The organism is Pseudoxanthomonas sacheonensis (genome assembly GCF_010093305.1).
GTDB lineage: Bacteria > Pseudomonadota > Gammaproteobacteria > Xanthomonadales > Xanthomonadaceae > Pseudoxanthomonas_A > Pseudoxanthomonas_A sacheonensis.
On the sequence record NZ_PDWS01000007.1, the window covers coordinates 75,031 to 100,486 of the forward strand.

Annotated in this window: 24 protein-coding genes and 1 tRNA gene; 13 read left to right on the top strand and 12 right to left on the bottom strand. The window is 58.8% G+C overall.

Features of this window, described 5'->3' with window-relative positions:
• Positions 1 to 72: 72 nt before the first annotated feature.
• The 6 genes from queE to CSC73_RS08150 all read left to right on the top strand — a co-directional run bounded on the left by queE (position 73) and on the right by CSC73_RS08150 (position 6,581).
• Positions 73 to 753, top strand: coding sequence for a 7-carboxy-7-deazaguanine synthase QueE (gene queE / locus CSC73_RS08125; protein ID WP_163839941.1), 681 nt, complete (start codon positions 73 to 75; stop codon positions 751 to 753).
• Between the two features lie 128 nt (positions 754 to 881).
• On the top strand, positions 882 to 1,550 hold the full coding sequence (queC, locus tag CSC73_RS08130; protein ID WP_163839942.1) for a 7-cyano-7-deazaguanine synthase QueC: 669 nt from the start codon (positions 882 to 884) through the stop codon (positions 1,548 to 1,550).
• A 63-nt stretch (positions 1,551 to 1,613) separates the two neighbouring features.
• A tRNA-Lys gene (locus CSC73_RS08135) sits at positions 1,614 to 1,689 on the top strand.
• Between the two features lie 392 nt (positions 1,690 to 2,081).
• The gene (locus CSC73_RS08140) at positions 2,082 to 2,726 is read left to right on the top strand and encodes a hypothetical protein (protein ID WP_163839943.1); all 645 of its coding nucleotides are present in this window, start codon (positions 2,082 to 2,084) and stop codon (positions 2,724 to 2,726) included.
• Between the two features lie 10 nt (positions 2,727 to 2,736).
• Complete coding sequence (locus CSC73_RS08145) at positions 2,737 to 3,906, top strand: helix-turn-helix domain-containing protein (RefSeq protein WP_163839944.1); 1,170 nt, start codon at positions 2,737 to 2,739, stop codon at positions 3,904 to 3,906.
• A 77-nt stretch (positions 3,907 to 3,983) separates the two neighbouring features.
• Positions 3,984 to 6,581 (top strand): AAA family ATPase, encoded by a 2,598-nt coding sequence (locus tag CSC73_RS08150; protein ID WP_163839945.1) that lies wholly within the window; start codon positions 3,984 to 3,986, stop codon positions 6,579 to 6,581.
• Positions 6,582 to 6,698: 117 nt separating this feature from the next.
• Here the strand turns inward: CSC73_RS08150 and CSC73_RS08155 are convergent, their stop codons facing one another.
• The 4 genes from CSC73_RS08155 to CSC73_RS08170 form a co-directional block, all read right to left on the bottom strand.
• Entirely contained in the window at positions 6,699 to 8,366 is a 1,668-nt protein-coding gene (locus CSC73_RS08155) for a recombinase family protein (RefSeq protein ID WP_163839946.1), read from the bottom strand.
• The gene (locus tag CSC73_RS08160) at positions 8,363 to 8,833 is read right to left on the bottom strand and encodes a DUF2924 domain-containing protein (protein ID WP_163839947.1); all 471 of its coding nucleotides are present in this window, start codon (positions 8,831 to 8,833) and stop codon (positions 8,363 to 8,365) included. Before CSC73_RS08160 ends, CSC73_RS08155 begins: the two co-directional genes overlap by 4 nt.
• 96 nt (positions 8,834 to 8,929) lie before the next feature.
• The gene (locus CSC73_RS08165; RefSeq protein WP_163839948.1) at positions 8,930 to 9,388 is read right to left on the bottom strand and encodes a hypothetical protein; all 459 of its coding nucleotides are present in this window, start codon (positions 9,386 to 9,388) and stop codon (positions 8,930 to 8,932) included.
• Positions 9,389 to 9,419: 31 nt separating this feature from the next.
• Positions 9,420 to 9,890, bottom strand: coding sequence for a hypothetical protein (locus tag CSC73_RS08170; protein WP_163839949.1), 471 nt, complete (start codon positions 9,888 to 9,890; stop codon positions 9,420 to 9,422).
• A gap of 138 nt (positions 9,891 to 10,028) precedes the next feature.
• On the opposite strand from CSC73_RS08170, the gene CSC73_RS08175 reads away from it, so the two are divergent.
• Positions 10,029 to 10,226 (top strand): helix-turn-helix domain-containing protein, encoded by a 198-nt coding sequence (locus CSC73_RS08175; protein WP_246197439.1) that lies wholly within the window; start codon positions 10,029 to 10,031, stop codon positions 10,224 to 10,226.
• A gap of 176 nt (positions 10,227 to 10,402) precedes the next feature.
• Complete coding sequence (locus CSC73_RS08180; protein WP_163839951.1) at positions 10,403 to 11,200, top strand: hypothetical protein; 798 nt, start codon at positions 10,403 to 10,405, stop codon at positions 11,198 to 11,200.
• A 354-nt stretch (positions 11,201 to 11,554) separates the two neighbouring features.
• Here the strand turns inward: CSC73_RS08180 and CSC73_RS08185 are convergent, their stop codons facing one another.
• Positions 11,555 to 13,186: a DUF6119 family protein gene (locus CSC73_RS08185; protein ID WP_163839952.1), complete on the bottom strand. Its 1,632-nt coding sequence runs from the start codon at positions 13,184 to 13,186 to the stop codon at positions 11,555 to 11,557.
• Positions 13,187 to 13,555: 369 nt separating this feature from the next.
• Between CSC73_RS08185 and CSC73_RS08190 the strand changes: the two genes are divergently transcribed.
• From CSC73_RS08190 to terL, 4 genes are all read left to right on the top strand, one after another.
• Positions 13,556 to 14,131 (top strand): hypothetical protein, encoded by a 576-nt coding sequence (locus CSC73_RS08190; RefSeq protein ID WP_163839953.1) that lies wholly within the window; start codon positions 13,556 to 13,558, stop codon positions 14,129 to 14,131.
• Positions 14,132 to 14,196: 65 nt separating this feature from the next.
• Positions 14,197 to 15,591, top strand: a complete 1,395-nt coding sequence (locus CSC73_RS08195; RefSeq protein WP_163839954.1) for a site-specific DNA-methyltransferase — start codon at positions 14,197 to 14,199, stop codon at positions 15,589 to 15,591.
• Entirely contained in the window at positions 15,572 to 15,994 is a 423-nt protein-coding gene (locus CSC73_RS08200; protein ID WP_163839955.1) for a DUF5681 domain-containing protein, read from the top strand. The genes CSC73_RS08195 and CSC73_RS08200 overlap by 20 nt, the downstream gene beginning before the upstream one ends.
• Positions 15,991 to 17,472, top strand: a complete 1,482-nt coding sequence (gene terL, locus CSC73_RS08205; RefSeq protein ID WP_211840844.1) for a phage terminase large subunit — start codon at positions 15,991 to 15,993, stop codon at positions 17,470 to 17,472. The genes CSC73_RS08200 and terL overlap by 4 nt, the downstream gene beginning before the upstream one ends.
• 149 nt (positions 17,473 to 17,621) lie before the next feature.
• Here terL and CSC73_RS08210 read toward each other — a convergent pair whose 3' ends face one another.
• The 6 genes from CSC73_RS08210 to CSC73_RS08235 all read right to left on the bottom strand — a co-directional run bounded on the left by CSC73_RS08210 (position 17,622) and on the right by CSC73_RS08235 (position 23,423).
• A complete protein-coding gene (locus CSC73_RS08210) occupies positions 17,622 to 19,127 on the bottom strand; it encodes a serine hydrolase domain-containing protein (protein WP_163839957.1) in 1,506 nt (501 codons plus the stop codon).
• A 28-nt stretch (positions 19,128 to 19,155) separates the two neighbouring features.
• Positions 19,156 to 19,662, bottom strand: coding sequence for a hypothetical protein (locus CSC73_RS08215; protein ID WP_163839958.1), 507 nt, complete (start codon positions 19,660 to 19,662; stop codon positions 19,156 to 19,158).
• A complete protein-coding gene (locus tag CSC73_RS08220) occupies positions 19,640 to 20,350 on the bottom strand; it encodes a hypothetical protein (RefSeq protein ID WP_163839959.1) in 711 nt (236 codons plus the stop codon). Before CSC73_RS08220 ends, CSC73_RS08215 begins: the two co-directional genes overlap by 23 nt.
• An 89-nt stretch (positions 20,351 to 20,439) precedes the next feature.
• Entirely contained in the window at positions 20,440 to 21,657 is a 1,218-nt protein-coding gene (locus tag CSC73_RS08225; protein WP_163839960.1) for a hypothetical protein, read from the bottom strand.
• 34 nt (positions 21,658 to 21,691) lie between these two features.
• Entirely contained in the window at positions 21,692 to 22,474 is a 783-nt protein-coding gene (locus CSC73_RS08230; RefSeq protein WP_163839961.1) for a hypothetical protein, read from the bottom strand.
• A gap of 130 nt (positions 22,475 to 22,604) precedes the next feature.
• The gene (locus tag CSC73_RS08235; RefSeq protein ID WP_163839962.1) at positions 22,605 to 23,423 is read right to left on the bottom strand and encodes a DUF2306 domain-containing protein; all 819 of its coding nucleotides are present in this window, start codon (positions 23,421 to 23,423) and stop codon (positions 22,605 to 22,607) included.
• A gap of 188 nt (positions 23,424 to 23,611) precedes the next feature.
• Between CSC73_RS08235 and CSC73_RS08240 the strand changes: the two genes are divergently transcribed.
• Positions 23,612 to 24,736, top strand: coding sequence for a helix-turn-helix domain-containing protein (locus tag CSC73_RS08240; RefSeq protein ID WP_163839963.1), 1,125 nt, complete (start codon positions 23,612 to 23,614; stop codon positions 24,734 to 24,736).
• A 46-nt stretch (positions 24,737 to 24,782) separates the two neighbouring features.
• Here the strand turns inward: CSC73_RS08240 and CSC73_RS08245 are convergent, their stop codons facing one another.
• Positions 24,783 to 25,355 carry a tyrosine-type recombinase/integrase gene (locus CSC73_RS08245; protein WP_163840024.1) on the bottom strand — a complete coding sequence of 191 codons (573 nt, stop codon included), beginning with the start codon at positions 25,353 to 25,355 and terminating at the stop codon, positions 24,783 to 24,785.
• Between the last annotated feature and the right edge of the window lie 101 nt (positions 25,356 to 25,456).

Genomic DNA, 25,456 nt, shown 5'->3' on the forward strand with positions numbered 1-25,456 from the left:
CGCATGCACTAAAAGCTCGCGCCCATGGGGCGCTCCTACAAGTATTGCCGCGAGCCGCGTAACCTCTAGCCCATGAACGCCGCCGTCCCCAGCGAGATCGTGCAGTCCTCCTCGGACCGCCTGAAGATCACCGAGATTTTCCTGTCCCTGCAGGGCGAAGCCGCCAGCGTGGGCTGGCCCACCGTGTTCGTGCGCCTGACCGGCTGCCCGTTGCGCTGCCAGTACTGCGATACCGCCTATGCCTTCCACGGGGGCGAGTGGTGGGACATCGCCGACATCCTGGCCGAAGTGGCCAGGCACGGCGTACGCCACGTCTGCGTCACCGGCGGCGAACCGCTTTCCCAGAAACGCTGCCTGATACTGCTGCGTGCGCTTTGCGATGCGGGCTACGACGTGTCTCTGGAGACTTCCGGCGCCATCGATATCGCCGACGTCGATCCGCGCGTTTCCCGGGTGCTGGACATCAAGACTCCGGCATCGGCCGAAGTCGCGCGCAACCGCTGGGAGAACCTGCCGCTGCTGACCGCGCGCGATCAGGTCAAGTTCGTGCTGTGCGGGCGCGGCGACTACGAGTGGGCGCGCGACGTGGTCGCCACGCACAAATTGAGCGAGCGCTGCGACGTACTGTTTTCCCCCAGCAAATCGGAATTGTCCCCGCGCGATCTGGCCGACTGGATCGTCGCCGACCGCCTGCCGGTACGCTTCCAGATGCAGCTGCACAAGTTGCTGTGGAACGACGAACCGGGCCGCTAGTCCCGCGCTTTGTAGGAGCTGCGTAAGCTGCGACCGTGCGGCTCCAGCTCCGATAAAATATTCTTACGTTTTGAATCTCCGGTCGCAGCTTACGCAGCTCCTACGGCCAGCCCAACATTGGAAAGCCCATGAAAAACGCAGTGGTCCTGGTCTCCGGCGGCATGGATTCGGCCGTCGTTCTCGCCCTGGCGCGCGAGGAAGGCTTTTCCGCGTATGCGCTCAGCGTGAGCTACGGCCAGCGCCATACCTCGGAACTGCAGGCGGCCGATCGCGTCTCCCAGGCTCTGGGCGCGGCCGCGCACAAGACCGTCAATGTCGACCTGCGCTCCATCGGAGGTTCCGCTTTGACCGATTCCGGCATCGAGGTGCCTGAAGCGGGCGGGGCGGGCATTCCGGTCACTTACGTGCCGGCGCGCAACACCATCATGCTGTCGGTGGCGCTGGGCTGGGCCGAAGTGCTGGGCGCCACCGACATCTTCTGCGGAGTCAATGCGGTGGATTATTCGGGCTATCCCGATTGCAGGCCCGAATTCATCGCCGCGTTCGAGAACCTGGCCAACCTGGCCACCAAGGCCGGGGTGGAAGGCGCGGGCCTGCGCATCCGCGCGCCGTTGCTGAGGATGAGCAAGGCCGACATCGTGCGCGAGGGAATGCGCCTGGGCGTGGACTTCGCCCAGACCGTTTCCTGCTACCGCGCCGACGAGCAAGGCCGCGCCTGCGGCCATTGCGACGCCTGCCGCCTGCGCGCCGCCGGCTTCGCCGATGCAGGGGTGCCGGACCCCACGCATTACGCCTGATTTCTCAGCGGGCGCCGGGTGCGCTAGAATGCGTCCCCCGGCGCAATGCCGGGGGTTTCATGTGGGCCGTTAGCTCAGTTGGTAGAGCAGAAGACTTTTAATCTTTTGGTCGATGGTTCGAATCCATCACGGCCCACCATCTAGTCCACTTCCTGCAGCTCTCTCTGCCGCCTTTGCTCTAAAGTCCTTGGAAAATCAAAGGGATTGCCGGTAGCTTTCGGAGCAGAGAGTAAATTGCTGATGGACGTGGTGGTTCTAGCCTCGGCTATTCTCTGATGTCACTTTAAGCCGACCATAAATCGTCGTTGTTGACCTTCTATGAGAAGCGTCATTGCCAGCTCTCTTTGCCGAAGACACAGGTGCACTCTGCTGGAAGGCGAGACGCTCGCGAGCTCGGGGATTTCGCGGCAGGCTCGGCGAGGGGCATGCTGGAGGCACGTGGTCGGCAGTGCCAGTCTATAGTTCAAACTTCTTGTTTTCTTTCCTCAAATGAGGGAGGATAATCGGAAGTCCCCCCTGAGGCAGACACCAATGATCCCGAGCATCCTTTACGACAACCCCGAAGAAATCGCCGGCCGCTTGGAACAGTTGGGGGTCACCGAGGTGGCGCTCCGCGAAGCCATCTATCAGGGGCACCTGCAGCGCACCCGATTGACCTTGAACCATCCCCGCAACTTTCCGGGGCTGGTCATGTGGGGTGAAGTCGTTGCAGCGCTTCGGGACCAGCTGAGGCCGCTGGATTGGATCCGGCAGGACGTGGGCAGCTTCCCCGTGACCGTCAACGAGTCGTTGAACCTCGCCATCGCCGTTGCCTCCGGAGACGAAGCTACGGGTAATCCGTATGGCTCTCCCTCCAATCGCTCGAAGAAGGGCCGCTATACCGTGGAGGCCATCGAGGCGAACCGTCAGATGGTGCTGCTCTTTGAAGAGTTCATGCAAGAAGTCAAGGAAGATGCTGAAGGCAACCAGACATGGATCCTGATGCACCACACGGATACGGCCAAGGGTGAAATCCGTTTTGAGCTCTCGCTGCCGGCTGACATCGGCAACGATGGCAAGATCACTTCGTGGTCTGAGCGCATCTTGCTCGGTAGCATTTCGTTTGACGACGACCTGGTGGAAATCCTTCAGCCGGGTGGTCCTGACATCGACATAGAAATCCGCCGCAAAGCGTGACGAGGCTGCTATGTTCAATGCTCTACGGCTCACCCTCGCCCGCAAACGGCGAGGGATGAAGAAGCGTGAGTTGGCCGAGAAGGTTGGGGTAACAGAAAAATCCGTTTCCAACTATGAAACGGGTTCCCAAGAACCTGAGGCCAACACGCTCAGAAGACTTTCAGAAGCGCTCCGGTTCCCCGAAGCCTTTTTCTTTGGTGTGGATCCGGAAGTTCCCGATCCCGATGTGGCCAGCTTTCGTTCGCTTTCCAAAATGACCGCCAGCCAGCGCGACACAGCGCTAGGTGCGGGCGCTGTTGCATTGCTTTTGAATCAATGGATTGAATCTCGTTTTGACCTGCCCAATCCCGACGTGCCCGACCTGGGGCGCGAGGGTGGGGATAGTCGCCCCGTGACGGTGGATAAGCGCGCACGAGAGCCAGAAGCCTATCCAACGTCGTCTTCTTCCCAGAACCCGGAAACGGCAGCCGAAATGCTGCGCGCTCACTGGGGGATTGGCGAGTTGCCGGTCAAGAACATGATTGCCCTGCTGGAGTCCAAGGGCATCCGGGTCTATTCCTTGGCGATTGATGCCAAGGAAGTGGATGCCTTTTCCATGTGGAGCGGCGGCCGGCCTTACGTCTTCCTCAATACGTTCAAGTCAGCCGAACACTGCCGGTTCGATGCCGCCCATGAGTTGGGCCATCTTGTATTGCATCAGCATGCCCAACCTCATGGTCCCGACCTGGAGCGTGAGGCGAACGCGTTTGCGTCAGCATTCCTCATGCCGCGGGCAAGCGTTCTTGCCATGGCGCCACGCGCGCCAACGCTATTGAGTCTCATTCGTCACAAGAAGCATTGGGCTGTTTCTGTCGCGGCTTTGAATTACCGGCTGCATGCGCTTGGCCTTACGACGGATTGGACTTACCGCACGCTTTGTATCCAGTTGGCCCAGGCAGGCTACCGAAAGTCGGAGCCTGAAAGCGTTCCTTACGAGAAGTCGCTTGTGTTGGAAAAGGTATTCAGCGCGCTACGCGAAGAAGGTTTATCAAAAGCTGATGTTGCTCAGCAGTTGGCCATCTTCTCTGAAGAAATCAATGAGCTCACGTTTGGATTAATGTTGAATGTTTTGAAAGGTGGCGCACCAAAAATGGGTGAGGCCAAGCCGAGCAGGGCCAACTTGCATCTGGTTAAAGGCTAGTATTGATGGGTGCAGCGTGAACAGGGTTCCTGCAACACAAGCTCAGGTTCGTTTGGTTGGGATGGGGGCGTCGATCAATGTCAGCGTTACACGAGGAATACGGCCGTTTTTTGCAGTGGCTACGCATCCCGGGAGAAACAGAAGACGCCAGACGGATTGCCAATATTGTCCACGCCAATCTGGATGCCCTGATCCCCACTGTGAGCAATGGCGGGCAGCGGGCCACGATCCTGACGCCAATGCTTCGGCGAGACCTCGCCGCTACTTCTGATGCCATCGAAGCGGCTGCCGAAAATGGCGCCGCCGCACTGTTGCCCTGGACACGCCTCAAGCGGCTTTCGGTGGGGCCATTCCGCGGCTTCCGCCGCGAAGAACAGTTCGACCTGTCCAACAACATAGTGCTCTTCCAAGGCCCCAACGGCAGCGGCAAGAGCAGTCTGTGCGAAGCCATCGAGTGGGCCTTGCTGGGCCACGTGGAAGAAGCCACCGCTAAGCGCATTGACGACTTGGACGACTACTTCAACAACATTCATGAAGGCCAGCATATCCCGCCGCAGTTGTGGTCCGTGGGCGGCGTTGATGGAGTTCCTGTCGAACCCAACCCCGAACTGCTGCGCTTTGCCATCATTGAAAAAAATCGCATTGAAGGCTTTGCCCGGCTGGCCGCCCGAACGCCTGCACAAGCAAGCGCGCTGATTGCGTCGCTGTTCGGGCTTGATGGCTTTAACACTTTCGTGGGCAACTTCACTGCCACGCTGGGCAACAATCTACGGCTGTCCACGCCCAAGCAGGACGCACTGGCTCTTAAGCGCGCAGCACTGGAGGCGGCCAGGCAGAAGGTAGATGGCAACGCCGCCGCGGAAACCGCGTTCGATATTGACCAAGAAGCCATCGCCAACGCGTTTGAGGCGGGGCTGACATTTGCCCAGTTGCTCGAGCGGTTAGGCATGCATGGACAAGACGGACGTTTGCAGGAAGTCCGTGCCGCCCTGCAGGAGCAAATCCCGGCGCAATCCGGACAGACGGTGGCCGCTTTGGCGGAACTGCGTAAGGGAATTCGAAAGAAACTTGGCGAGTTGTCCGAGTGCAGCACCCAGTTGGAGCAGCGCGCTGGCCAAGTGTCTTTCCTAGCGCTGTATCGCTCCGTCCAGGCTTTGCAGGCCGAAAATCCGGCTACGTGCCCTGCCTGCGAAACGCCTTTGGCCAACGTCGTGCGCAACCCTTTCGAGCGCGCCGCGGAAGGGCTGGCACTTCTGCAAGACCTTGCCACTTTGGAAATCACCAAGGCGCGGTTGCAGCAAGAGTGCAGCCAGCTGTCCACACAGTTGCATGCCAAGGTCTCGGCCGCACACGCTTATGAGGCCTTCGGCCATCCCATCCTGGCACCGCTGGTGGCGTGGGTAGAACAAGAAGAGCCTGTACCCGCTTGGGCTGATGACTTGCTGACGAAAACCGTGTGGCAAGTGCTGCTCAAGAAGCTGAAGGGGCTTGAAAGAGGTGACGCGGGTATTCGTGAGCGCCAGGGGCGGCTTGCCGCACTGGCGGAAGAGGGCAGGCGATTAGAGGAGCTCAAAACCAGTGCCGACGAGTTGCGCGTTCGGCGGAACTTGCATGCCCGGCAGGTCATCGATGAGCAGGCCAAGATTGATGGCTTCGACGCAGCCAACACTGAGCTGATCGCAGAGGTGGCGGTGGAGACCACCGCCCGTCAGCTGGAAATCCGTATCCAAGATGGATATGAGAACTTTCTGGAGTCCATTAAGCGTTATCGCGACGGGCTACCTGCGGGGCTTTTAACTGATTTGAACGAAACCACAAAGGACCTTTACAACCAGTTCAACGCCAGCGACCATGCCAACGACTTGTTAGCGGGCCTGAGGCTGCCGTTGCGAGGTGGCGAGCGTATCCAAGTCGCATTCGGTGGAGCACCAGAGACTTTCCTTGACGCGTTGGGTGTTCTCAGCGAAGGCCATTTGCGATGTCTAGGCCTCGCCATTCTGCTAGCCAAGAACATCAAGCTGGGCCTTCCGCTTATCGTCTTTGACGACGCGGTGAATGCTATCGACCATGACCACCGTAAAGGTATCCGGGACACGTTATTCGGGGACGATCGTCTCAGTGCCAAGCAGATGATCATTACCTGCCACAGCAACGAGTTCATTACCCAGGTTCAAAACGGACTCGCGCAAGGTGTTTCCACTCTATACATCCTGAAACACCACGCTGGTGACCATCAGCCACGCGTAATGAATGGTAGCGATCGACACTACTTACGCCGTGCCATAGAGCGTCTCGAGAATGGCGACGAACGCCAAGCATTGGCGTCCGGTCGTCAAGCGCTAGAGAATCTCACTGCTAAGACGTGGCGTTCATTGACCAATCGAGATCAGGACCTTGGCCAAATAAACCTCCTGCTTCGGGGTCCGGGAGGGGAGCCCGAACTTAGAAATATTGTCGATGGGCTCTTCAAAGCCATCACTAAGGGGATTGAGCAAGACCGCCTACCTGGCAACGCTTGGGTGCAGCGCAAAGATGCTTTCAGTGAGTTGTTGGATGTGCCATGGCGTTACTTGAACAAAGGCACCCATGATGGCGATGGGGAGGATTTTGAGATTGCCATTGTTGAGCAGATTGTTACCGCTCTCGGAAGGCTCAGTGCGTCCTTCCCTCAGTAGAGACAACGGGGTTAACTCTGCGTTCCAGCGATGTCCGTTCCAAGCCGAAAGTGAACGCGAGTCAGTAATACAGGCCTAGGCTGCAAAGCTGAGGCAAGTGTTTACTTGCTCGGGGGGCTATCGGGGCAGGGAGTTCAATCGACGAAGTGCTGCCCATGTAAGTTCTGAAGAACCTTTTCCCGCCACGAGCCGTTCAACTACGCCTGGCGCAATGCTCATGCACTTAATGCCTCTGGCTACATGAGCGGCCGAAAGGCCTGTGATGGCTGAGATATCTTTCGCTGATGTGACTTCTCCTGCTATCAGTGCTTTTGCCCAATCACGACCCTGCGCAATTGCCTTCAGAAGCGTCTTATGACCGGGCGTCATAGCTGCTGCAATGGCAGTCGTTTCCTCCGCCAAGATCCTTGTTTCACCGGCTGCCTTGATGAAGGAAGCGTCGACGGCTCTGATCACTCTTGCGGTCCTCCTTGGCGCCGCCTTTGTGCCTAAGGGCTTGTCCGCCATCAGTAGCAGCGCGGACAACCGGCCCGGTTCTGACGAGAGTTCTATTCTCCGATCGTTGACGGTGACTCGAACATTGGCTTGCAGCAAGATTTCCCTTTGCTCGGGAGTATCCAGTGATCGCCATTTCTTTGCCAAGCGCTCTGCACTCGCCCGCAGCGAAGCACTAAGAGTGGGGTCTTCGACGTCCAGCTGAACATCCAGATCATCTGCGCTCAGCATCTGCAGCCACTGCTCGGTCGCAATTCGCTCTACGTCGTGTGCAGGCAAGCAGAGCCGTTTCTTGCCTGCACAGCCAGGACGGGTTACGTAGTAACGGTATCGTTTGTCGCCCTTGGTCGAATGCGACGGGATCAGCCGATTCCCGGCGCCGTCCACCACCATGCCGGCCAGCAGACTGGTGTTGGTGGCACGTCTGCCCGTACGCCGCTCATGCCGGTTGTTCTGTAGTTTGGATTGAGCCTTTGCCCATAGATCAGCGGGAACGATTGCCTCGTGCTGGCCCTCGAAGAATTCTCCCTTGTGGTGGACCTCGCCGAGGTAGAGGCGACGGTTGAGGACGGCGTACAGGCCGCCCCGTGAGAAGGCCCTAGTCTCTGTAGCCCCATCCCGTTGTAGGCGGGAGCGTCCCCGTGTGTTGGCATGGTCCAGTTCTTCCATAAGAGCCTGCACGCAGCCCAGCTGGCAGTACCGCTCGAAGATATGCCGCACCAAAACGGCCTCTGGTCCGTTGACCACCAGGGCCTTGTCGACCAGGGAATATCCCAGCGGCACCGGCCCGCCCATCCACATGCCTTTGCGCTTGGAGGCGGCAACTTTGTCGCGAATACGTTCTCCGGTGACCTCGCGCTCGAACTGGGCGAAGGACAGAAGCACGTTGAGAGTCAGCCTCCCCATAGAGGAGGTCGTGTTGAAGTGCTGGGTTACAGACACAAAGGACGTCTGGTGGCGATCAAAGGTTTCGACCAGCTTGGAGAAGTCCATGAGAGATCGAGTAAGGCGATCGATCTTGTAGACCACCACCAGATCAACCTTGCCATCATTGATATCGGCCAGCAGTCGCTGCAGGGCAGGGCGGGTCAGATTCCCACCCGAGAACCCGCCATCATCGTACCGGGTAGGCAAGACCTGCCAGCCCTCGTGGCGTTGGCTGATCGCATAGGCCTCACAGGCTTCCCGCTGGGCATCTAGCGAATTGAAGGCTTGGTCCAGGCCCTCTTCAGTCGATTTGCGGGTGTAAATGGCACAGCGAAGGGGGACAGTGTTGCCCTTGGTCTTCATGCCGGCGCCTTCGCGGGCTTGGCCTTCTTCAGCCCGAAGAAGACCGGTCCCGACCAAGGTGTGCCGGTGATCTCCCGGGCCAGCACTGACAGGCTGCTGTAGGTCTTGCCTTCGTACAAAAAGCCGGGGTCTGCGACTGTGACCGTATAGGTCCGACCACGCCAAGTCCGCAGGAGCCGCGTGCCAGGCTTCAGCCGCCGGGCCGGCACAGGAGCGGTTTGTGGCCCTGATCCGCGGGTCCTGGGGAGCAGAGAGGCCAGGTAGGCCTCTACTTCGGCCGGAAGCCCGCCGTAGGCGGTTTCCTGAGCATGGAAACGAAGCAGTTGGGCGGCTAGCGGGCGCCGCATTTTGGGCGATAAAGGCCGCCCGAACGCGGCCTGCCACTGAGCCTCAAGGTCTTTGCGGCTGGGCGTCGGAAGCTTCTCTATGAAAGGCGCTGTAGCTGGGTTCTTGGCGGGTTTGGACATGGTGCCTCCTTTGCACCATGCACGCTCTTGCCGGCCATACAGTCAAGTCAAAACCCGTAGAGAAAACCTGCCCGCTAACGCGGTAATCCAGCCCTGCTATTTGGCTTTGTACTCGATGGAGTCGTTGTTGTAGTCGTAGACCGAACGCCCGTAAACGCGGGTGAGCGCCTGGCCGCTGGCGCCCTTCTCAGGTTTCTGCGCCCAGACTCCGATATAGATGTGCTCCGGTGCCGGCTGCCGGCCCTGCTTCACGAGCTCATCAATGGCTGCCTGTGCAACGGCCTTAGTATCTCGGCGCACTTCGGCTTGGTTAGCGGGAGCGGACTGATAGGTTAGTACCAGCTGATAGTCGTTCTTGGTGGCCTTTTTGACGCTGATCCCTTCCCACTTAGCACTGGTCTTTAGGCGCGCCGCAACGGCCTGCGCAAACTGCTGGGCTTGAACTTGCTCGGCCGCAGCGTTGGGCGAGGGTGCGCTTGCCGCGCCTCCGGACAGCTTGGACAGTGCCCACACCACCACGATTACACCGAGAAAGATGATGGCTAGCTTCTTCATATGAGCTCCTGGAAATGAGGGGTCGAGCCGCTTAATTGGCTGGCGAAGTAGGTAATGCCTCAGCGGAGGCCGGCGGTTTCAACGTACCGGCCACTTCATCAAGCACGCTTTGAGTTCCCGCAATCACCTCCGGCTGCTTGAACTCTTCCCGACTCACCACCCCAGTGTCGGAGGTGGTTTCCAACCGCTGTTTGGCCGTGGCAATGACGGCTTCTCCAGTGGAGGCAAAAGAAATTTCCAGCTGCACCAAGGGGGCAGCCCCCGCCCCATTCAACATCCGCACCAGGAAGCCTCGCCCACCGGGAACCGGTTTGGTGCAGACCACCCGATTGGATTCGGCTTCGACGATGTCCATGTCATGGGTAAGGCACCAAGCTGTGAATCCGTTCTTGACTTGATCCAGAGTGGCGCCGTGGATGGTGACGGTGGGTCGGGCAGGCTGGGCGGCCGTTGCAGCACCGGCAGCAAGAATCATCACTAAGGCGATAAGTAGCTTTTGCATAGAGGCTCCTGAGTCATTGGGATATTATCCTAAATTGGGATAAACCTATATTGGGATTAATTGGTAGACCGGCTTTCAAACCGGTCTTCCAAGTTGAAATCAATCTACGAGCGTTCTTACCGGACCCTACTGTCCGTCTTGGTCCAGGCGCGCAAGGACGCGGGTCTCACCCAGCAGCAACTGGCCGACAAGCTCGGCAGACCCCAGTCCTTTGTCTCCAAGACGGAAAATGGGGAGCGTCGGATCGACGTGGTCGAGTTCCTCGAACTGTGCAGGCTTGTCGGAGCCGATCCCCATAATGTGCTTAGGCGCATTGAGCCTTCCGGCTCTCGGTGACGACCTATGGACGCTCTTCGGGAGCAAGTAGTCAAGCAAAGGAAGGTCAGTGAGTAAAAGCCAGGATATTGGGGGATTTATTGCCAATCTGCGGTCCGGTTACACCTACGAGCGATATGGGCTAGGCGTTGCGTGTTGTCATCCAGCCGAGGCGGGGTTTCCGTGGGAGAAAAGCGATGTCTGCTGAGTCTGGCACCCCAGGCAGTTTGCAGAAATGGCTCACCACGGCCTTGTCCTATGTGGTCCCCGTGTTTGCCATAGGCATACCCGTTTTGTATGTGCTGGGGCGGGTGTACAAGGAAGCCTACTGGGCAAAGCTGCAAATCCCTTATAGCCTGCTGGACTACCCGGTGGAGGGCTATCTCTATTCCGGGTTCGTCGCGATTACCAACGGGCTGTTTCGCTTAGTTAATTGGCTGCCCTTGGGACCGCTTGGCGCGTGGTTGCTCACTACTTTGGGGTTGGCTCTGATACTGGCCCTGGTGGTGTCGCTGCGTCGATGGTTGGGTACCGGATTGACGCGCTTTGTGCATTCGATGGAGAAAAAGCTTCGTAGCTGGAAGGCCAACGAAGACAAATGGCATGTCCAAATCGGACGGCCGCTTTTGATTATTGGGCAGTGGATTAATGGCGCCTTCCTCACTTTCTTGCTGGCCATTCTTCTCTTGGCGGTCTTTGTCGCGGCTGCCAATAGCGCGGGTCAATATGCGGCTGAGCAGACCGTCAAATACGTAAGACAATCTTCCAGCATCACAGTGGGGAATGCGCGCGCCATCGCTCACCTAAGAGGTGAACCATCCACGCAAAGTGGAATTCTGCTCGAGTGCAGCTCAGCATGGTGCGTGATCTCAAGGCGTGGAGAATTTGTCGCAGTACGCGCGGAAGACGTACTACTTGTGGATCATTGTCCGGCCACCCAAATCCTCCCCAACGGTGCCGTGGTCTGCGACGCCGATAGTTACCTACGTCCCTGAGGGACTCTTTTTCTTGCTGCGGGCCTGTGCTAAAGCACTGCCCGCAGCGGACTTTGACGCCTTCGAAGTGCGTCCATCACGCAGTACTTGAGACGCTGCCGTAGCGGCACGAGCGGAAGTACTCTCGCGCACGGTCTTGGATTGGGTCAGCGCACTGCCGGCAGCAATCTTGGAGTTTTTACCCGTGCTGGAAGACTTAAGCACTTGGGAGGCCGCCTTGGCGGCTTTGGGTCCGGTTTGCTTAGTGGCCATCAGATAGATCCTTGCGAAAGTGGGATAGGGGTGTTGCTTTAAGCTTGGGGTACGGCACGCACTAACTCATCGAGTGGTGGGAGGGTCGGATCAAGCTGCTGCCTAGCGAAACTTGCCTTTCGCCCTCTTCTTAGGCTGCTTTCCAGGTTTGAGTTTCTTAATGAGAACATCTGGATCGCAGGAGATTTTTGAAAGCATGACTGATCCGAATCCCAGCCCCAACAGCCTTGTGCAGACACTCTTAAGCACAACCTTAGCGAAGAACGGCATATGAAGGCCGGCCTTCTGAGACTGGCTGATGATGGCGAATACGATCACATAGTCGGTAACATCTCGTGGCACATCCTTGGGGAGCACAAGCTGGTGGGTGGCGCCAAGCTTCTGATTGGCTAGCTCTACAAACTCTTCATGTGTTTTAAGAAGCTCGCCTGATACCAGCCCTTGATTAAACAGGTGGCCTAATACACTGGAACTGCCATAGTGCTTTACGTGGAGAAAAACGTTCTTGGCGTAGGCGTCGCACAATTCCACTTTGTCGTAAATTCCGCCTACGGGGAGCATTTTTTTGTCCATCAACGTCCAGTGGCCGTTGCTTGTATCTACTAGATCTTTGTTGTAGTGGTCTTCGTCGGCATGGTTGTAGATAGGCAGTGAGGGTTCTAAGCGTGGAATCGCATCAACATAGTCGGCTACAGTTTTTACGAAATCCTTATCCACCTCAAACCAATGGCCAGCCGATAGCACGTACGACTTTCCGTCTACCTCTAACTCACAGTGGATACAACGATAAACTGGCCAGCGGTCGATGACATGTTCTTCTTCATTGACCGACATCGCATGATGCATCCGAAGAAACTCTATGCTGGGTGTCTCGTCTGGGAACTGGTGCACTAGGCCAGGAAGGTGAAGATCTGTCGACACGCCTTCGTTGGCCAGGCGGGTGAACTTGAAGCCATGCACGACGCTCCAATCGACAATATCGGGCACTGCGAGCCAGCAGTCATCGGCCAACCCGTTGTTTTGCCAGGCGGCCTTAAGTATCTCAACTAGCCTGTCATTGAGCAGCGCGGCGAGCTCGCCTTTAGGACGGAGTTGTCGAACTTGGTCTACCCAAGGGAAGGTCTTCTTGTAATCGTCTGATTGAAATGCCTTCAGATAATGGCGTAATAGCTTGCGTAGCGCTGGAATGTCTACATCGGCTGTCACGGTGAGAGCGTCTGCCCCCGCCATCTTGCGCCCAAGCTCCTCCTTGTCGGGTCGACCTACTATTCCCCGTATCAGATCTCGCTCAATGTCCACCCCAAAGTCCAGAGCGGCGGATGCCTGGCTAGTTTGAACCCGGCTATTCTGGTCGTCGACGAAGGTGCGCTTATCTATGCTTCTGAGCGCATCGGACTTAACTGAATTCAAAGTTACCAGAAGGCCGAATCGTTCTTCGTAAGCTTCAGGCTTGATGATAAATCTGCCTTGGCCAAAGGTCAGTGCGAACAGTCTTTTATCGACCTTGACGATAAAGACTGCAGACGATAATTGGACCTTGCCTAGGTCTTTAATTGCGACATAGCCTGCGAACAGCTTTGCCCACTTAGGCGGCTTGGGAGGATTCTGCTTGGTGAAAAGGACGCCGTACTCTGAGGGGCCCTCAGCAATAAGGTGCCTGGTGGTACCTGCTACCACAGCATCTTCTGCAGTAGCGACGCTGTCGCGCAGCAGATAAATCGTGAAAGTAGCCATAGGTCCCCTGACTTACTTGAATCAACTGTCCTTCAAAGACTCGGCAAGCTTGGCCGCGGTCTCGGTCGGAGCCAGCATTCCCCAATGCTGAAACCGCGAGTACAGCGCGATATCGCTGTCGCCACGCATCCTGCATACGTACCGAGCCAGTTGGCAACGTAAATAATTCACACAAGGCGATGGCGGTCGAAATGGAAGCAAGTCGCTAGGGCTGGATTTGTGCGGGGGTGGCGCAGTAATGAACGGCATAACAAATTGTGATCTCTTTTTAGTTTGACAGGGGGTCCGTACGGTTCTACAAGAGGGAGGTGGCGCAAAGTTTCTAGCAACACCAAGCGCGCACCTCCTCCGCCAATCCGGATGACCGACATGATGCACCTGATCCAATTGCCACCCCTGCACATCAAGGGCAAAACGCCGGGTACCTGGCTAGGCAAGTCGCGAACCCTCCTTACTGAGGATTTGGAGGAAATGGGCTCGGACGCCCTCGCAGCGGTACGCGCGGCTCAGCGAAAACCTATTCCTTTGGGTGCCGAGCAGGAAGCACGATTTCATACGATGCGCCGAACCGGCTGCATCGCGGTCTACAGGACCGAGCGCAAGCTGCGGGGGCGGGCCAAGAAGCTCATCTATCGACGTGGCGGCAAGGGAGGCGCTGATATGGAGATGTCGCCTGTCCTCTGGGATCAGGCGCAGGCGCGGGCCGCGGTTCGGGTAAGGCTGTACGAGGCATTCAAACAGCCGCCACCACCCGAAGCCGGTGTCTCTGCTCGCCAGGCCATCGCGCTAGCACGCGCCAGCCGTGTGCTTGCTCTGATACCCAAGTATCGGGCGCGCGGCCGGGACTGCGGCGGCTTGATTGCCCGGCAATTGGGTGAGCCCATAGCCTACGTTCGACGCATCCTGCGCGAAGAACGTTCACGACCGACGCTGCCAATTCTCTAAAAGGACCCACTGCGGTTCCCTGATCGGGCCAGGAATTTCCCTGGTAGCGATCTCGGAGAAACGCAATGCAGTCACTTAGTAAGACCAAGCCGCTGGTACAGGGCGCAAGTGAGGCGGGTCCTCATCTTTCGATTCACCTACAGCCCCTCCGCCTGCTCAAGCCCGATCCGGGCAACCCACGAACCCACAGCGATAAGCAGGTCAGACAGCTCGCCAAGAGCATCTCGGCGTTCGGGTTCTGCGTTCCCTTGTTGGTGGATGCCGAGCGTAACGTCATTGCCGGCCACGGACGGCTGCTAGCCGCCCAGCAACTGGGTTGGTCGGAGGTGCCAGCCATCACCTTGGAACACCTCACGCCACTGCAGATCCAGGCATTTCGCGTCGCTGACAATCGCCTCAGCGAGTGTTCCACCTGGGATCCACGTTTGCTAGGTCAGCAACTCAAGACCCTGTCAGAGGCCGAGCTGGATTTCGACTTGGATGCCATCGGCTTCGATCTGCCCGAAATCGACTTGCGGATCCAATGCCTCGACGAGTTCGGTAGCGACGAGGGTCCCGACGTTGATTCTCCCTCGGAAGATCTGCCGGTCGTCACCCAGCTAGGGGATGTCTGGCAGTTGGGAGGGCATCGGATCATTTGCGGCAATGCGCTGGAGGCTGAGACTTACGAGCGGTTGATGCAGGGCCGGAAAGCGGTCATCACGTTCACCGACCCACCGTTCAACGTCAAGATCGCCGGCAATGTGGGTGGGAAGGGCAAGATCCAGCACGCCGAGTTCGTCATGGCCTCCGGGGAGATGTCGCGGCTGGAGTTCACCGCCTTCCTCGACAAGACCATTCAGGGCATCAAGACCAACTGCGTACCGGGTGCGTTGCTCTATGTCTGTATGGACTGGCGCCACTTGGTCGAGCTGTCGACGGCAGGGGAGAGTCAGGGACTTGAGCTAAAGAACCTGTGCGTGTGGACCAAGAACTGCGGTGGCATGGGGTCGCTGTATCGCAGTCAGCACGAGCTGATCTTCGTCTACAAGAATGGCAGCGACGAGGCCCATGTCAACAATGTGCAGCTGGGTCGCTTCGGTCGCAACCGCACCAATGTCTGGGCGTACGACGGGGCCAATTCCTTCTCCCGCAAGTCCGATGAGGGAAATCTGCTCGCCTGGCACCCGACCGTCAAACCGGTAGCCCTGGTCGCCGACGCCGTTCTGGATGCGTCCGAACGCGGTTCCATCGTTCTGGATGCCTTCCTGGGCAGTGGCACCACGATCATCGCGGCCGAGAAAACCGGCCGAGTCGGCTACGGCATCGAACTGGATCCTAAGTATGTGGATACCTCTATCCGACGATGGCAGCGCCTGACGGGTGGAAAAGCTATCCATGGCAGCACAGGCGAAACCTTCGAGGAGCGGGAGTCGGTGTCGCTGGTAGGGGAGGGTGCCCATGAAGGACAAGCCCTCTAACTCGTACGAGGTGGGTTACGCCAAACCACCCGAACACAGTCGATTCATGAAAGGGAAATCGGGCAATCCGAAGGGCCGGCCGAAAGGCTCGTTGAACCTTACCACTGCGATCAATCGCGCCTTGCGGGAAAAGATCACTGTCGTCGAGCACGGCCGTCGCAAGACCATCACCAAGCTCGATGCCGCGGTGATTCAGATGGTCAACCGGGCCGTCCAGGGCGATTCCCGCGCGATGCAGCAGATGCTCGGCCTCGGCCCGCTTGTCGGCGTCGAAACCGCAGCCTCGACACCCACCCTCGATCAGAACGAATCGGCCGTCCTGGCCAACCTCCTCCAGCAATTCGCGCCGCCAGTTGTAGACCCCCAACCCAAATCAATTAGGAAGCCCCGCAAATGCAAATGACTCCGAACCAGTTCGACCTGATTCTTCGCAACGACCTCAGCGCCTTCATCCAGCGGGTGTTCCAGCACCTAGATCCCAATACTGAATACGCCAACAACTGGCATCTGGCCCTACTCGCCGATCGCTTGACCCAGATGCACGAAGGCAAGCTCAAGCGCCTGATCATCAACGTGCCGCCTCGCAGCCTAAAATCTATGGCGGCTTCGGTGGCGTTTCCTGCCTGGGTACTTGGCAAGGACCCGAGCAAGCGCCTGATCTGTGTCAGTTACGGTCAGGACCTGTCCGAGAAGATGGCTCGGGACTGCCAGGCCATTATGTTGTCCCCGTTCTATCAGCGAGCCTTCACGACCCGGCTCTCCAGTCGCTCGGCAGCCTTCGACTTTGAAACCACCGCTCGAGGTGGGCGCATGTCCACTTCGGTAGGGGGAGTGCTGACCGGGCGTGGGGGTGACATCGTCATCATCGATGACCCGGTTAAGCCAGATGAGGCTCTATCCGAGGCAAAGCGGATGTCGGCCAACGCTTGGTACGACAACACTCTGTATAGCCGGCTGAATAACAAGAAGGAAGGTGCGATTGTCATCATCATGCAGCGCCTGCATCTGGACGATCTGGTGGGCCATGTCCTCAGCAAAGAGTCCTGGGAGGTGGTTAGCCTGCCGGCCGTGGCACAAGAGCCTGAGGTCTGGCGATTCAATACCCTGGCCGGTCCCCAGGTCAAAATAAGGGAACCAGGCGACCTGTTGCATGAGGGGCGGGAAGGGCGGGCCGAGTTGGAAGCCATCCAGCACAATCTAGGTAGCTATACCTATGCCGCCCAGTATCTCCAGTCGCCGGTCCCGCCGGGAGGGGCCATCGTCAAGACGGCATGGTTGCATCGGTACCGCGAAGAGGAGCGGCCCGAAAAGTTCGACCGCATCATCCAAAGCTGGGATACGGCCAATACCGCCAAGGAGCTATCGGACTACAGCGTGTGCACCACATGGGGCATGAAAGGCAAGGAAACCTGGCTGCTACACGTCTTTCGCAAGCGGATGGAGTATCCGGATCTGAAACGGGCAGTGATCGAACAGTGCAAGCTGTGGAGTGCAAAGGTCGTACTGATCGAGGATAAGGCATCGGGAACGCAGCTGATTCAGGAGCTGCGATCCGGCGAGGTTCCGCAGGTCAAAGGCATCAAGCCCATCGGCGACAAGGTCATCCGGCTTCGTAATCAGACTCCAAAAATCGAGAATGGCTTCATTCGGTTTCCGGAAAGCGCGCCCTGGTGGGATGAATACGAGTACGAGCTGATTTCGTTTCCGGCCTGCAAGTACTACGACCAGGTGGACTCCACCTCACAAGCGCTCGAATGGATTGAGACGGCAGGCCGTGAGCCTGCCGGTATCACTTACATGAAAATGAGTCTGGCAGAGCAACGAGGTTGGACCATGGACCAGGTCAATGAACACTTAGAGGCGAAACGTCGAGAGTCATAAAACCTGTGCGGCCAGTACATTGGAAGGACAAGGCCCGCTTATTGCGGGCTTTGTCTGATTGTTGAGCGCGCTGCCAATCAGAGAAGGGCCACTTTCGACCCGAAGCGGACTCGGCTTGAACGAATTGCTATGCGGCAAAGCGTTTGCACTCATCGCTTTGGCTCTACGCGTTTCGCCTTAGCGGCGCCGCGACCGCCGATCCGGGAATAGGTGATGATCTCAGCCGGACCACTTGCCGGTGAAATGGCTTTAATGATGATGCCGCTATCGGGGCCCACCAGCTCTTCGTTTGACGTATACAAGGGCTCGCGGTGTCCATCGCCGCGGTGGAAGGTAAAACTGCCGTTTCCGGTCGAGATGATCTTGAATGGCGCGACACCGGAGATGTCCGTAAAGCTGTAAGTCCCCTGGAATCTAGCGACTGCAATTGGGCTTTGCGGATCGAGCTTCATCACAGTTGAGGACATGGCGTCAGGCCAGTGATAGGTATCGGCGATGCTTCGAAGAAGCTCCGCGATAAGCGGCTTTGCATTGTCCGAGTTGGCCATGATTGCCGCGCCTTGACACGTTTCTGGATAGAGGATGAGTGACGAGTTGTAACCTTCGTTCGTGCCATCGTGTCCAAAGTGGCGGGCTTTGCCTTCACCACCAACTTCAAAGCCTAGGCTGCGTGGTCCAGATTGCACAGTAGCCATCTGGTTGGCGAGTGCTGGGCTGAGCAGGGCGTTAGGCTCTTCGCGGACGGCCTTCATCACCGCCAAACCAAAACTGGCCAGATCGGGTGCCGTGCTCCACAAGCTAGCCGCAGCCAGCTCCGGGTAAACGTGCCAGCCCCCCCGAACCATCGTGCCATCTGCAACGTGGCCTGCGGCGACGTCGGCCTTCGCACTCGCGGAGGGTTCCGCAAAGCCACTCTCGATCATTCCGGTCGGCACCAAGACTTGATCATGGACGATCTTGTCGAAGCTCTGACCGGTCTTTTCGGTCATCAGCAGTTGCGCAACGAGATAGCCGCCCCCGGAGTAGCGCCAGTCCGAACCTGGCACATAAGCGACCTGCACTGGTTTCGGCCGGGCTGGCTCGACTCCGTTAAGGGTTTGGAGCAGCGTTGGTATCAGTTCACCGTGGGAATACCCGCCATACCCGCCGGGGATCAGGCCAGCGCTGTGACTGAGAATGCCTCGCAGCGTAATTGGGTGCCCCTCAAGAAATGGGCTCGCAGGCACCTTCCAACTCTGCAATTCGACATTCACATCACTGTCGAGCGATAGCAACCCCTGATCGACAAGTCGGAGAGCGGCAAACGCAGCCACCGGCTTTGTCACCGATGCGGCCTGAAACAGTGTGTCACTCTGGACCTTGGCACCGTCCTTCCGGGTGATGCCGAAGCCATGTCTATCAACAATCTTGCAGTTGTCGATGACAGCAACGCTTATGCCCGGGACTTTCCATCGCTCCATGCGATCGGCAAGGGACAGCTTGTTGCCAGACTCATTCTCAAAGACGACCGCTCGGCGCAATGTGTCAGCGTAGGCGGGGATGCTTTGCTCTGCCTCTGCTGTTTGAACAAGAACGCCAGAGAATGCCGTCATCATCGAAACGACAAGACTTTTCGTCACAACCTGCCTTTGCGTCACCTTAGTCGAATGGTCCACAAAATCTCCTTGCCGTTTAACACCTGAGTTAAGCTAGGCTGCGCAGCCGACGCGACGATGATTCAATCTTGTTCGCCAGCGCCAGCGCCAGCGCCAGCGCCAGCGCCAGCGCCGAGGCCGCGAAGCGAATCGGCTTGAACGAGTAAAAAGGAAGCTCCCCATCCCTGCGGATAACCGCTCGGTCTTGAAGGACCATGATGGTTCTCACCATCGGTAAATCTGGAGGAGGAGCTTCCCATGCGCAGTTAGACCGCACCAGCCTGTTGACGACTTTCGCTTGTTGCGCTCCCTGCGGTGTGGCGGATTGCGGTTTCTCGGCGAGCAATCCGGAGCGATCCTTCAGTCCAGAGTTAAAGCTGCCTTCTGGAAGCGCCGTTAGAACACGTTCCTGCTGGGCGGCGCGGCTCATTTGGTCGGCAACCGTTGGGTTAGCGGAGATCTTGCCTCCGATGTTGATGGCCTTGTGCATACGCCGCGACCCTAAATGAGCCCACTGCACGATTTTATCGACTTCAATCTTTCCAGTGACGTTCATTGTCGAAAGGCTTGCCGGCGAGGCATTTCTTGAGTTCATCGCGGGCCATGAGTCCATCGTGCCACTCGATGTTGGTGATCGATTTCCCGTCATAGCTGACATCGAAACTCCAATTGTCTTCCATGCCGGCCATCAGCGCATCGATGCTGGGCACGGCGAACGCCAGCAGCGGCGGCGACTTGGGGCCGGTTTGCACGTAGATCGCATTGAGCGTCACGGGCTTGATGTCGCCCTGCGTCAGCGTGACGCGAACCGGCTTCCCACTGTCCAGTTTGGGGAACGCCGCGACGGAGTCTTTGCCCAACGGCGAAAAGGCCAGCAAGGCACCTCGGTAGTTTCCGCCGGGACCGAACAAGGTTACGACGATTCCCTCCTTCAGCCCGTCGCCCTTGCCGGGTCTTGTCTGGCGCTTGGCACGCAGGAATGACGCCGCGCAATACTCGCCCGGCCCGGCCTTCGAACTGGCCTGCATGAACTCCCACCAGCCGGCGATTACTTTCTCCCGGTACTGCTGCGCCTGCTTCCGGTTCGAGTCGAGGACATCGTTGGCATTGATCTCCGTGTCGTGGGTTTCCATGACGGATGCCAGTACGTCGAATGAGCCGCCCTCCACCTGGGCGAACGCCTGCATGGACGCCGTTGCGGCCAGCAAGCCGGCTGCCAGAACGACACGTTTGATCATCGTCATAAGTCCCTTCGAGTCAAGCATTTGGTCGCTACAGGACGGCGGGTTAGGGTGACAAAACCCTGCCGAGTGGGGTGGGAATGGCCGGGGCATCAGCGCTTCGGCCTCGTGGCGTCGTCGCAAACAAGCCGGATCTCGCGTGACCCCGTCCCGTCGTAGTCTCCCTGGACGACAATGTCGTGCACGCGCCATTCGCCGTAGGCATCTTGGCGCGTGTTGAATTCGGCGTAGCACTCGGCATAACCCCCCGACTCGCCGCCGATAACGCCGTAGGCGCCGTAGACGGTGACGCCCTGTTCTTCCCACCAAGCGCTGTAGCGAAGGAAGCGCGAGCCCGCGCCCTGGTAGAAGTCATCGGGATTGCCCATGGTCGCGACCACCTCCTGCTCGGGCCGGCCGCCAAAGACGGCCATGAGTCTTTTCTCGCGCTTGTTCATCTTCGAGCCGTCCGGATGCTTGCCTGCGTTCTGGGCCACCTGCAGGTCCGCCGTCGTGTCCGCCCGACGCTTCTTGATGCTGTCCAGCAGACTGGCCTGGATCGATGCGGTACCGGCATCGGGACCCTGCTGCTCCTTTTTTACCGCCTCCATGACGGCGTGGCCGTCAGCTTTGGAGAGCGACTGAGCCCATTTCCCGGTGGGGTCGGGGCGCTTCTTGGCCAGGACCTTGTCCCACCAGAAGGTCTCCCAGGCGAAATCCATGTACTCCGATGGCAAGTGCTCGCCGATGACGGCCATGTCGGCCGGTAGGCCCAGTTTTGCGATGCGCTTGCCGAAGCCGTCGAAGTCGAAGCTGTCGTCCTTGATGGCTGCGCGCATTGCCTGATCGATCTCGATGTGGTTGCAGGCCAAGGTGCCGGCCTTCGAGAGCATGGGGGCGTTCGACGTCTTCCAGTCACTCTGGGGCACGTCCTCGGCCTTCAAGTCGGTACGCCGCAGCATGTAGCTGCCGGGACCAATCCGGAATGTCACTGCGTCGCCCGTGCCAATGGCGTTCTTGTCTTCGGAGGTTATCCGCTTCTCCTGATCCAGAGTGAACCGCTCCGGGCATTTGAAGAACAACTCCATGTGCACGAACTCAGGCTTGTTCGCGTTTTCGTACACTACCGTGACGGGGAGGGCGCGGACCTGCGTCCCTGTTCCCCCCATGTCCGCCGGGGCCTGGTTAGCAAACGAACGCATGTCGGCGAAATACGCCTCGCGATTGTCGATTGCGCCCTGGTATTGCACGATCACGCTCAAGGCGAAGACCGGCGTGGGAAACACCAGCCCTGCGACGAGGCACGGCAACAGTATCTTGGCTGATTTCATCGCGTTCTCGATAGTATCGGCGCCGCGCTGCAGGTTAGTCGCACTTGTGCGCCGCACGCAGTAGGGCGTTGCAGTTGGCCTGGTTGGTCTTGCCTTGGTCACGGGAACCTTTGGTGAAGTCGGTGCATAGGGCATCCGCGCCACCGGCGGTCCCGAAACTCACGAGCTTGCCCAGCTTCGAAGGCTCCAGGACCTGGCATTTATAGGTCCTCCCGCCGTTCGTCCTGACCGTGTATTCGGTGCCTTTCATGCCCACGGAAGATTCCACGTCTTCCTGCTTTGTCACCACGAAGCGGTCGGTATCCTCGCCGATCGCCATCGAGATCTTCTTCGCGGCCTTATCGCTGATCGTGACCGGGGCAACGGGTTCTGACCTTGAGCCGGAACTTCCGCCTTTTCCACCCGAGGTGTTCGCCGTTCGCGTCTCGTTGACATTCGAGTCGCCGAATTCGGTGCACAGCGCATCCGCGCCCGCAGCGGTGCCGAACGAAAAGAACTTTCCAGCGCGGGAAGGCTCGATTATCTGGCACTTGTAGTTTCTGCCGCCGGATGTCCTCACCGTGTACTGGGTGGCATTCGATCCTGCGGCCGACTCGACATCTTCCTGCCCGGTTACGACGAAATCATTGATTTCCTCGCCGAGTGCCATCGAGATCTTCCTCGCGGCCTTGTCGCTGACATCGATCGCATCCGTACCGCCGGATCCGCCGGCATCCGGCCGCGTTTCCGCATCGCGGGCATCGGCGTTCGAGGTAGTGGGACCGCCACCGGCAAGCAGCAGGAAAAGGACCGCTGTCGTCGCAGCATTGCGTTTCATTTTCAATCTCCTGGTATTCCACAAAGAAAGTTCTGGTCTGGTCCCGGGCCAGCCGACCAGCGATCGGCCATGCGTTTTCGCGGAGGGGGGAAGCGCGTAATCGGGACCGACACAACGTGTTCTGCGCGAACTACGGCGCGCTCCCCGGGCTCAGCGCCGGAAGCCACATGAAGGCGACGGCCGCAGCACTGCCCGCCAGCATCAACAGCGCGAGCACGCCCAGGGTCCCGCCCATGGCGTATCGGGGCGCAGCCCGCTGCGAGCGTTCGGCGCGCAGGTACAGCTCCAGCACCGCCAGCGGAAGCACCCAACTGGCGAAGCTGACGCCGACGAAGACCATCCCTTGGTAATTGATCTCGACCCCGAGCGGAGCCAGCACCAAGCCGGCGAGCATGATGCCAATGCGCAGGAACCAGACACCGTTGACCAGCAGGAAGGCGCGCAGGGCGTGCCTGCGATGCCGAACGAAATCGCGTTGCAGTGCGCTGCGCCAGGCCATCGTGGCGAAGGCGAGGATCAGCAGCCCGTTCAGGGTGATCGATACGTTGCTTCCCGTCCCCAGTCGGGATCCGCGGATCCAGGTGAGATACAGCCCGGACAATGCGCCCAGCAGGGAGATGCCCAGGAACAGGCGTCCATTCCAGCGATGGATGTGCGGCCAGCGGCGACGTAATGCAGGAACGAGCTGCCATGTGCCGCTGAAGGTCACGATGCCTCCCATCAGAGCGTGTGCGATGAATTGGAGGTTGCCAAACGTATCCCCGGGGACGTAGCCGGTCACGTGCGGCTTGTCGTTGAGGCCGGCCAGGTCGCCGCCCAAGGTGTGCCCGCCGAAGAACGCCAGGATGAACAGGACGAATGCCCACTGGCCCAGTGTTGCGGCAACAAACCAAGCCGAGGCGCCCACTTGCAGGGCGCGCGTGGGGGAAAAGGTGGGGGTTAGGGTCATTCGGGGGCGTCGGGATGGTGGATGGGCAGAACCTTGCCGGGTAACCCCGCGTGCATCTCGCCGTTTCGCGAATCGGCCAACCGAATTGCACGATCGGAAATCGTCGTTCAAGCGCCGTTTAGCCGCGACCGATGGCGGATGCAGTCCAGTCTGTCTGTTACCATCCCTGCCCGGGCGCTCGGGAGAACATGGCGATGCAGGGAGGGGCGATTGCGATGACCGCGATAGCGGTGACGATGTCGCTGCTGTCGTTGCTCATCTTGCTGCTGCGACGGGCCAAGCGGGACGCCGAGGTTCTATTTGCGGTGGTCAGCGGATCGCTGGCGCTGTCCTTGATGTCGCCCTGGATGGGAAATGCGCCGGAATGGATCAAATGGACCGTCGCGATCGGGGGTTCGGCAACCTGCAACGGTTTCTGGCTCGTGTCGAGGGTCCTGTTCCGCGGTGACCATGGCGTCCGCCTCCGGCATGTCCTGCTGGCGGCTGGGGTCGCACTCCTGATCGCCCTCCACCGCGGCACCGCCATGCAAGCGAACGCTTCGCCATCGATGCTAATGGTGGCAATCGATGCCATGCTCACCCTGACGAGCACATCCTTACTGGCGTTGAGTTTCCTCGAGCCCTTGCGCGGCTGGTCGATGAAGTGGACGCCCGCTGAACGACGACTGCGTCTGTCGTTCATGGTGGTCTATGGCAGCTCCGTGCTGTCCACTACCCTCCTCGGTGAACTCGCGCATGCATTCCCGGCATTGGCTCCGTGGCGCGCCGGCATCGTTGCGCTCTGCGCATCCGCGATGATCGTGTTCACCCACCTCGCTTTCCGCCATCGTCGCAAGGTTCCCGCACCATCCAATCGTCGCGATCTTACCGCCCCGGGCAAGCAGGTCCAGACCCCATGCGAAGACGACGCGCGGCTGGCGGCGCTGTTGCGGCACCAATTGGAAGTCCTGCAGGTTTACCGCGAGCCCGACCTGAGGGTGGCCGAACTGGCAGCCCGACTGGGTACCGCCGAATATCGCCTGAGCAAGCTGATCACCCGGCAACTGGGCGAACGGAATTTCAACCAGTTGCTCAACCGGCATCGCGTCGCCCATGCCTGCAAACTGCTAGCAATGCCCGTCGGTGTCGATAATATCCTGCATGTCAGTGCTGAGAGCGGGTTTGCTTCGCTAGGGCCCTTTAACCGCGCATTCAAAACGATCATGGGAAGCACGCCGACGGAGTATCGAGCCGCATGCCTGAAGGGCGAACCGCCGAGCATTCCGAACGGCGAATTGCTTGGGGTGCGTTTGGAACAAGTCGATTGTCGCTAGATGGCCGCTTCTCGAACCTCTACGGTCAAGGCGTAGTCCATTTGACTCAGACATCCGTCTGCTCGGCAATCTCCAGGGCATCATCGACCTCGATGCCAAGATAGCGGACCGTGCTTTCCAGCTTCGTGTGGCCGAGAAGCAGCTGCACGGCGCGCAGATTTCTCGTTCGGCGGTAGATCAAGGAGGCCTTTGTCCTGCGCATTGTGTAAGTTCCGTAGGAACCCGACTCCAGTCCGGCATCCTCGACCCAACGGTGGACGATCCTGGCGTACTGCCTCGTTGATAGATGAGGCGAGTCTGACACCCGGCTGGTAAAGAGGAAATCCGAGGCCTTGAGATCGGCATGGCTAATCCAAGCATGCACGGCCTCCCGCGTCGATTGGGTGATCTCGAACTGGACGGGACGCCCTGTCTTCTGTTGCATCACCATGGCGCGCGACGCCATTTGTCCTCCATGAGAGACATCCGAGACGCGAAGCTTAACTAAGTCGCAGGCACGGAGCTTGGAATCGATCGCCAAGTTGAACAGAGCCAGGTCCCGAACCTTGTGGCCTAGCTGAAGCCTGACCCTAATTGCCCAGATGTCCTTCAGCTTCAGCGGGGCCTTCTGGCCAACCAGCTTGCCCTTGTTCCAAGGCTCGTGGGATTAGGGTGTGTGAAGAATTTCCATGGCCAACTCCTAGTAGAGGGGTTGGCAAGCGTTCGCCTAGGCCTGGAAGT

Bases quoted from the DNA above. Each gene is read 5' to 3' on its own strand.
- CSC73_RS08170 (WP_163839949.1), bottom strand. From the start codon at position 9,890: ATGCAAAAGCTACTTATCGCCTTAGTGATGATTCTTGCTGCCGGTGCT.
- CSC73_RS08145 (WP_163839944.1), top strand. From the start codon at position 2,737: ATGTTCAATGCTCTACGGCTCACCCTCGCCCGCAAACGGCGAGGGATG.
- queC (WP_163839942.1), top strand. From the start codon at position 882: ATGAAAAACGCAGTGGTCCTGGTCTCCGGCGGCATGGATTCGGCCGTC.
- CSC73_RS08165 (WP_163839948.1), bottom strand. From the start codon at position 9,388: ATGAAGAAGCTAGCCATCATCTTTCTCGGTGTAATCGTGGTGGTGTGG.
- CSC73_RS08150 (WP_163839945.1), top strand. From the start codon at position 3,984: ATGTCAGCGTTACACGAGGAATACGGCCGTTTTTTGCAGTGGCTACGC.
- CSC73_RS08180 (WP_163839951.1), top strand. From the start codon at position 10,403: ATGTCTGCTGAGTCTGGCACCCCAGGCAGTTTGCAGAAATGGCTCACC.
- CSC73_RS08215 (WP_163839958.1), bottom strand. From the start codon at position 19,662: ATGAACGTCACTGGAAAGATTGAAGTCGATAAAATCGTGCAGTGGGCT.
- CSC73_RS08195 (WP_163839954.1), top strand. From the start codon at position 14,197: ATGCAGTCACTTAGTAAGACCAAGCCGCTGGTACAGGGCGCAAGTGAG.
- CSC73_RS08230 (WP_163839961.1), bottom strand. From the start codon at position 22,474: ATGAAACGCAATGCTGCGACGACAGCGGTCCTTTTCCTGCTGCTTGCC.
- CSC73_RS08140 (WP_163839943.1), top strand. From the start codon at position 2,082: ATGATCCCGAGCATCCTTTACGACAACCCCGAAGAAATCGCCGGCCGC.
- CSC73_RS08155 (WP_163839946.1), bottom strand. From the start codon at position 8,366: ATGAAGACCAAGGGCAACACTGTCCCCCTTCGCTGTGCCATTTACACC.
- CSC73_RS08190 (WP_163839953.1), top strand. From the start codon at position 13,556: ATGATGCACCTGATCCAATTGCCACCCCTGCACATCAAGGGCAAAACG.
- CSC73_RS08200 (WP_163839955.1), top strand. From the start codon at position 15,572: ATGAAGGACAAGCCCTCTAACTCGTACGAGGTGGGTTACGCCAAACCA.
- CSC73_RS08160 (WP_163839947.1), bottom strand. From the start codon at position 8,833: ATGTCCAAACCCGCCAAGAACCCAGCTACAGCGCCTTTCATAGAGAAG.
- CSC73_RS08225 (WP_163839960.1), bottom strand. From the start codon at position 21,657: ATGAAATCAGCCAAGATACTGTTGCCGTGCCTCGTCGCAGGGCTGGTG.
- CSC73_RS08185 (WP_163839952.1), bottom strand. From the start codon at position 13,186: ATGGCTACTTTCACGATTTATCTGCTGCGCGACAGCGTCGCTACTGCA.
- terL (WP_211840844.1), top strand. From the start codon at position 15,991: ATGACTCCGAACCAGTTCGACCTGATTCTTCGCAACGACCTCAGCGCC.
- queE (WP_163839941.1), top strand. From the start codon at position 73: ATGAACGCCGCCGTCCCCAGCGAGATCGTGCAGTCCTCCTCGGACCGC.
- CSC73_RS08235 (WP_163839962.1), bottom strand. From the start codon at position 23,423: ATGACCCTAACCCCCACCTTTTCCCCCACGCGCGCCCTGCAAGTGGGC.
- CSC73_RS08220 (WP_163839959.1), bottom strand. From the start codon at position 20,350: ATGACGATGATCAAACGTGTCGTTCTGGCAGCCGGCTTGCTGGCCGCA.
- CSC73_RS08240 (WP_163839963.1), top strand. From the start codon at position 23,612: ATGGCGATGCAGGGAGGGGCGATTGCGATGACCGCGATAGCGGTGACG.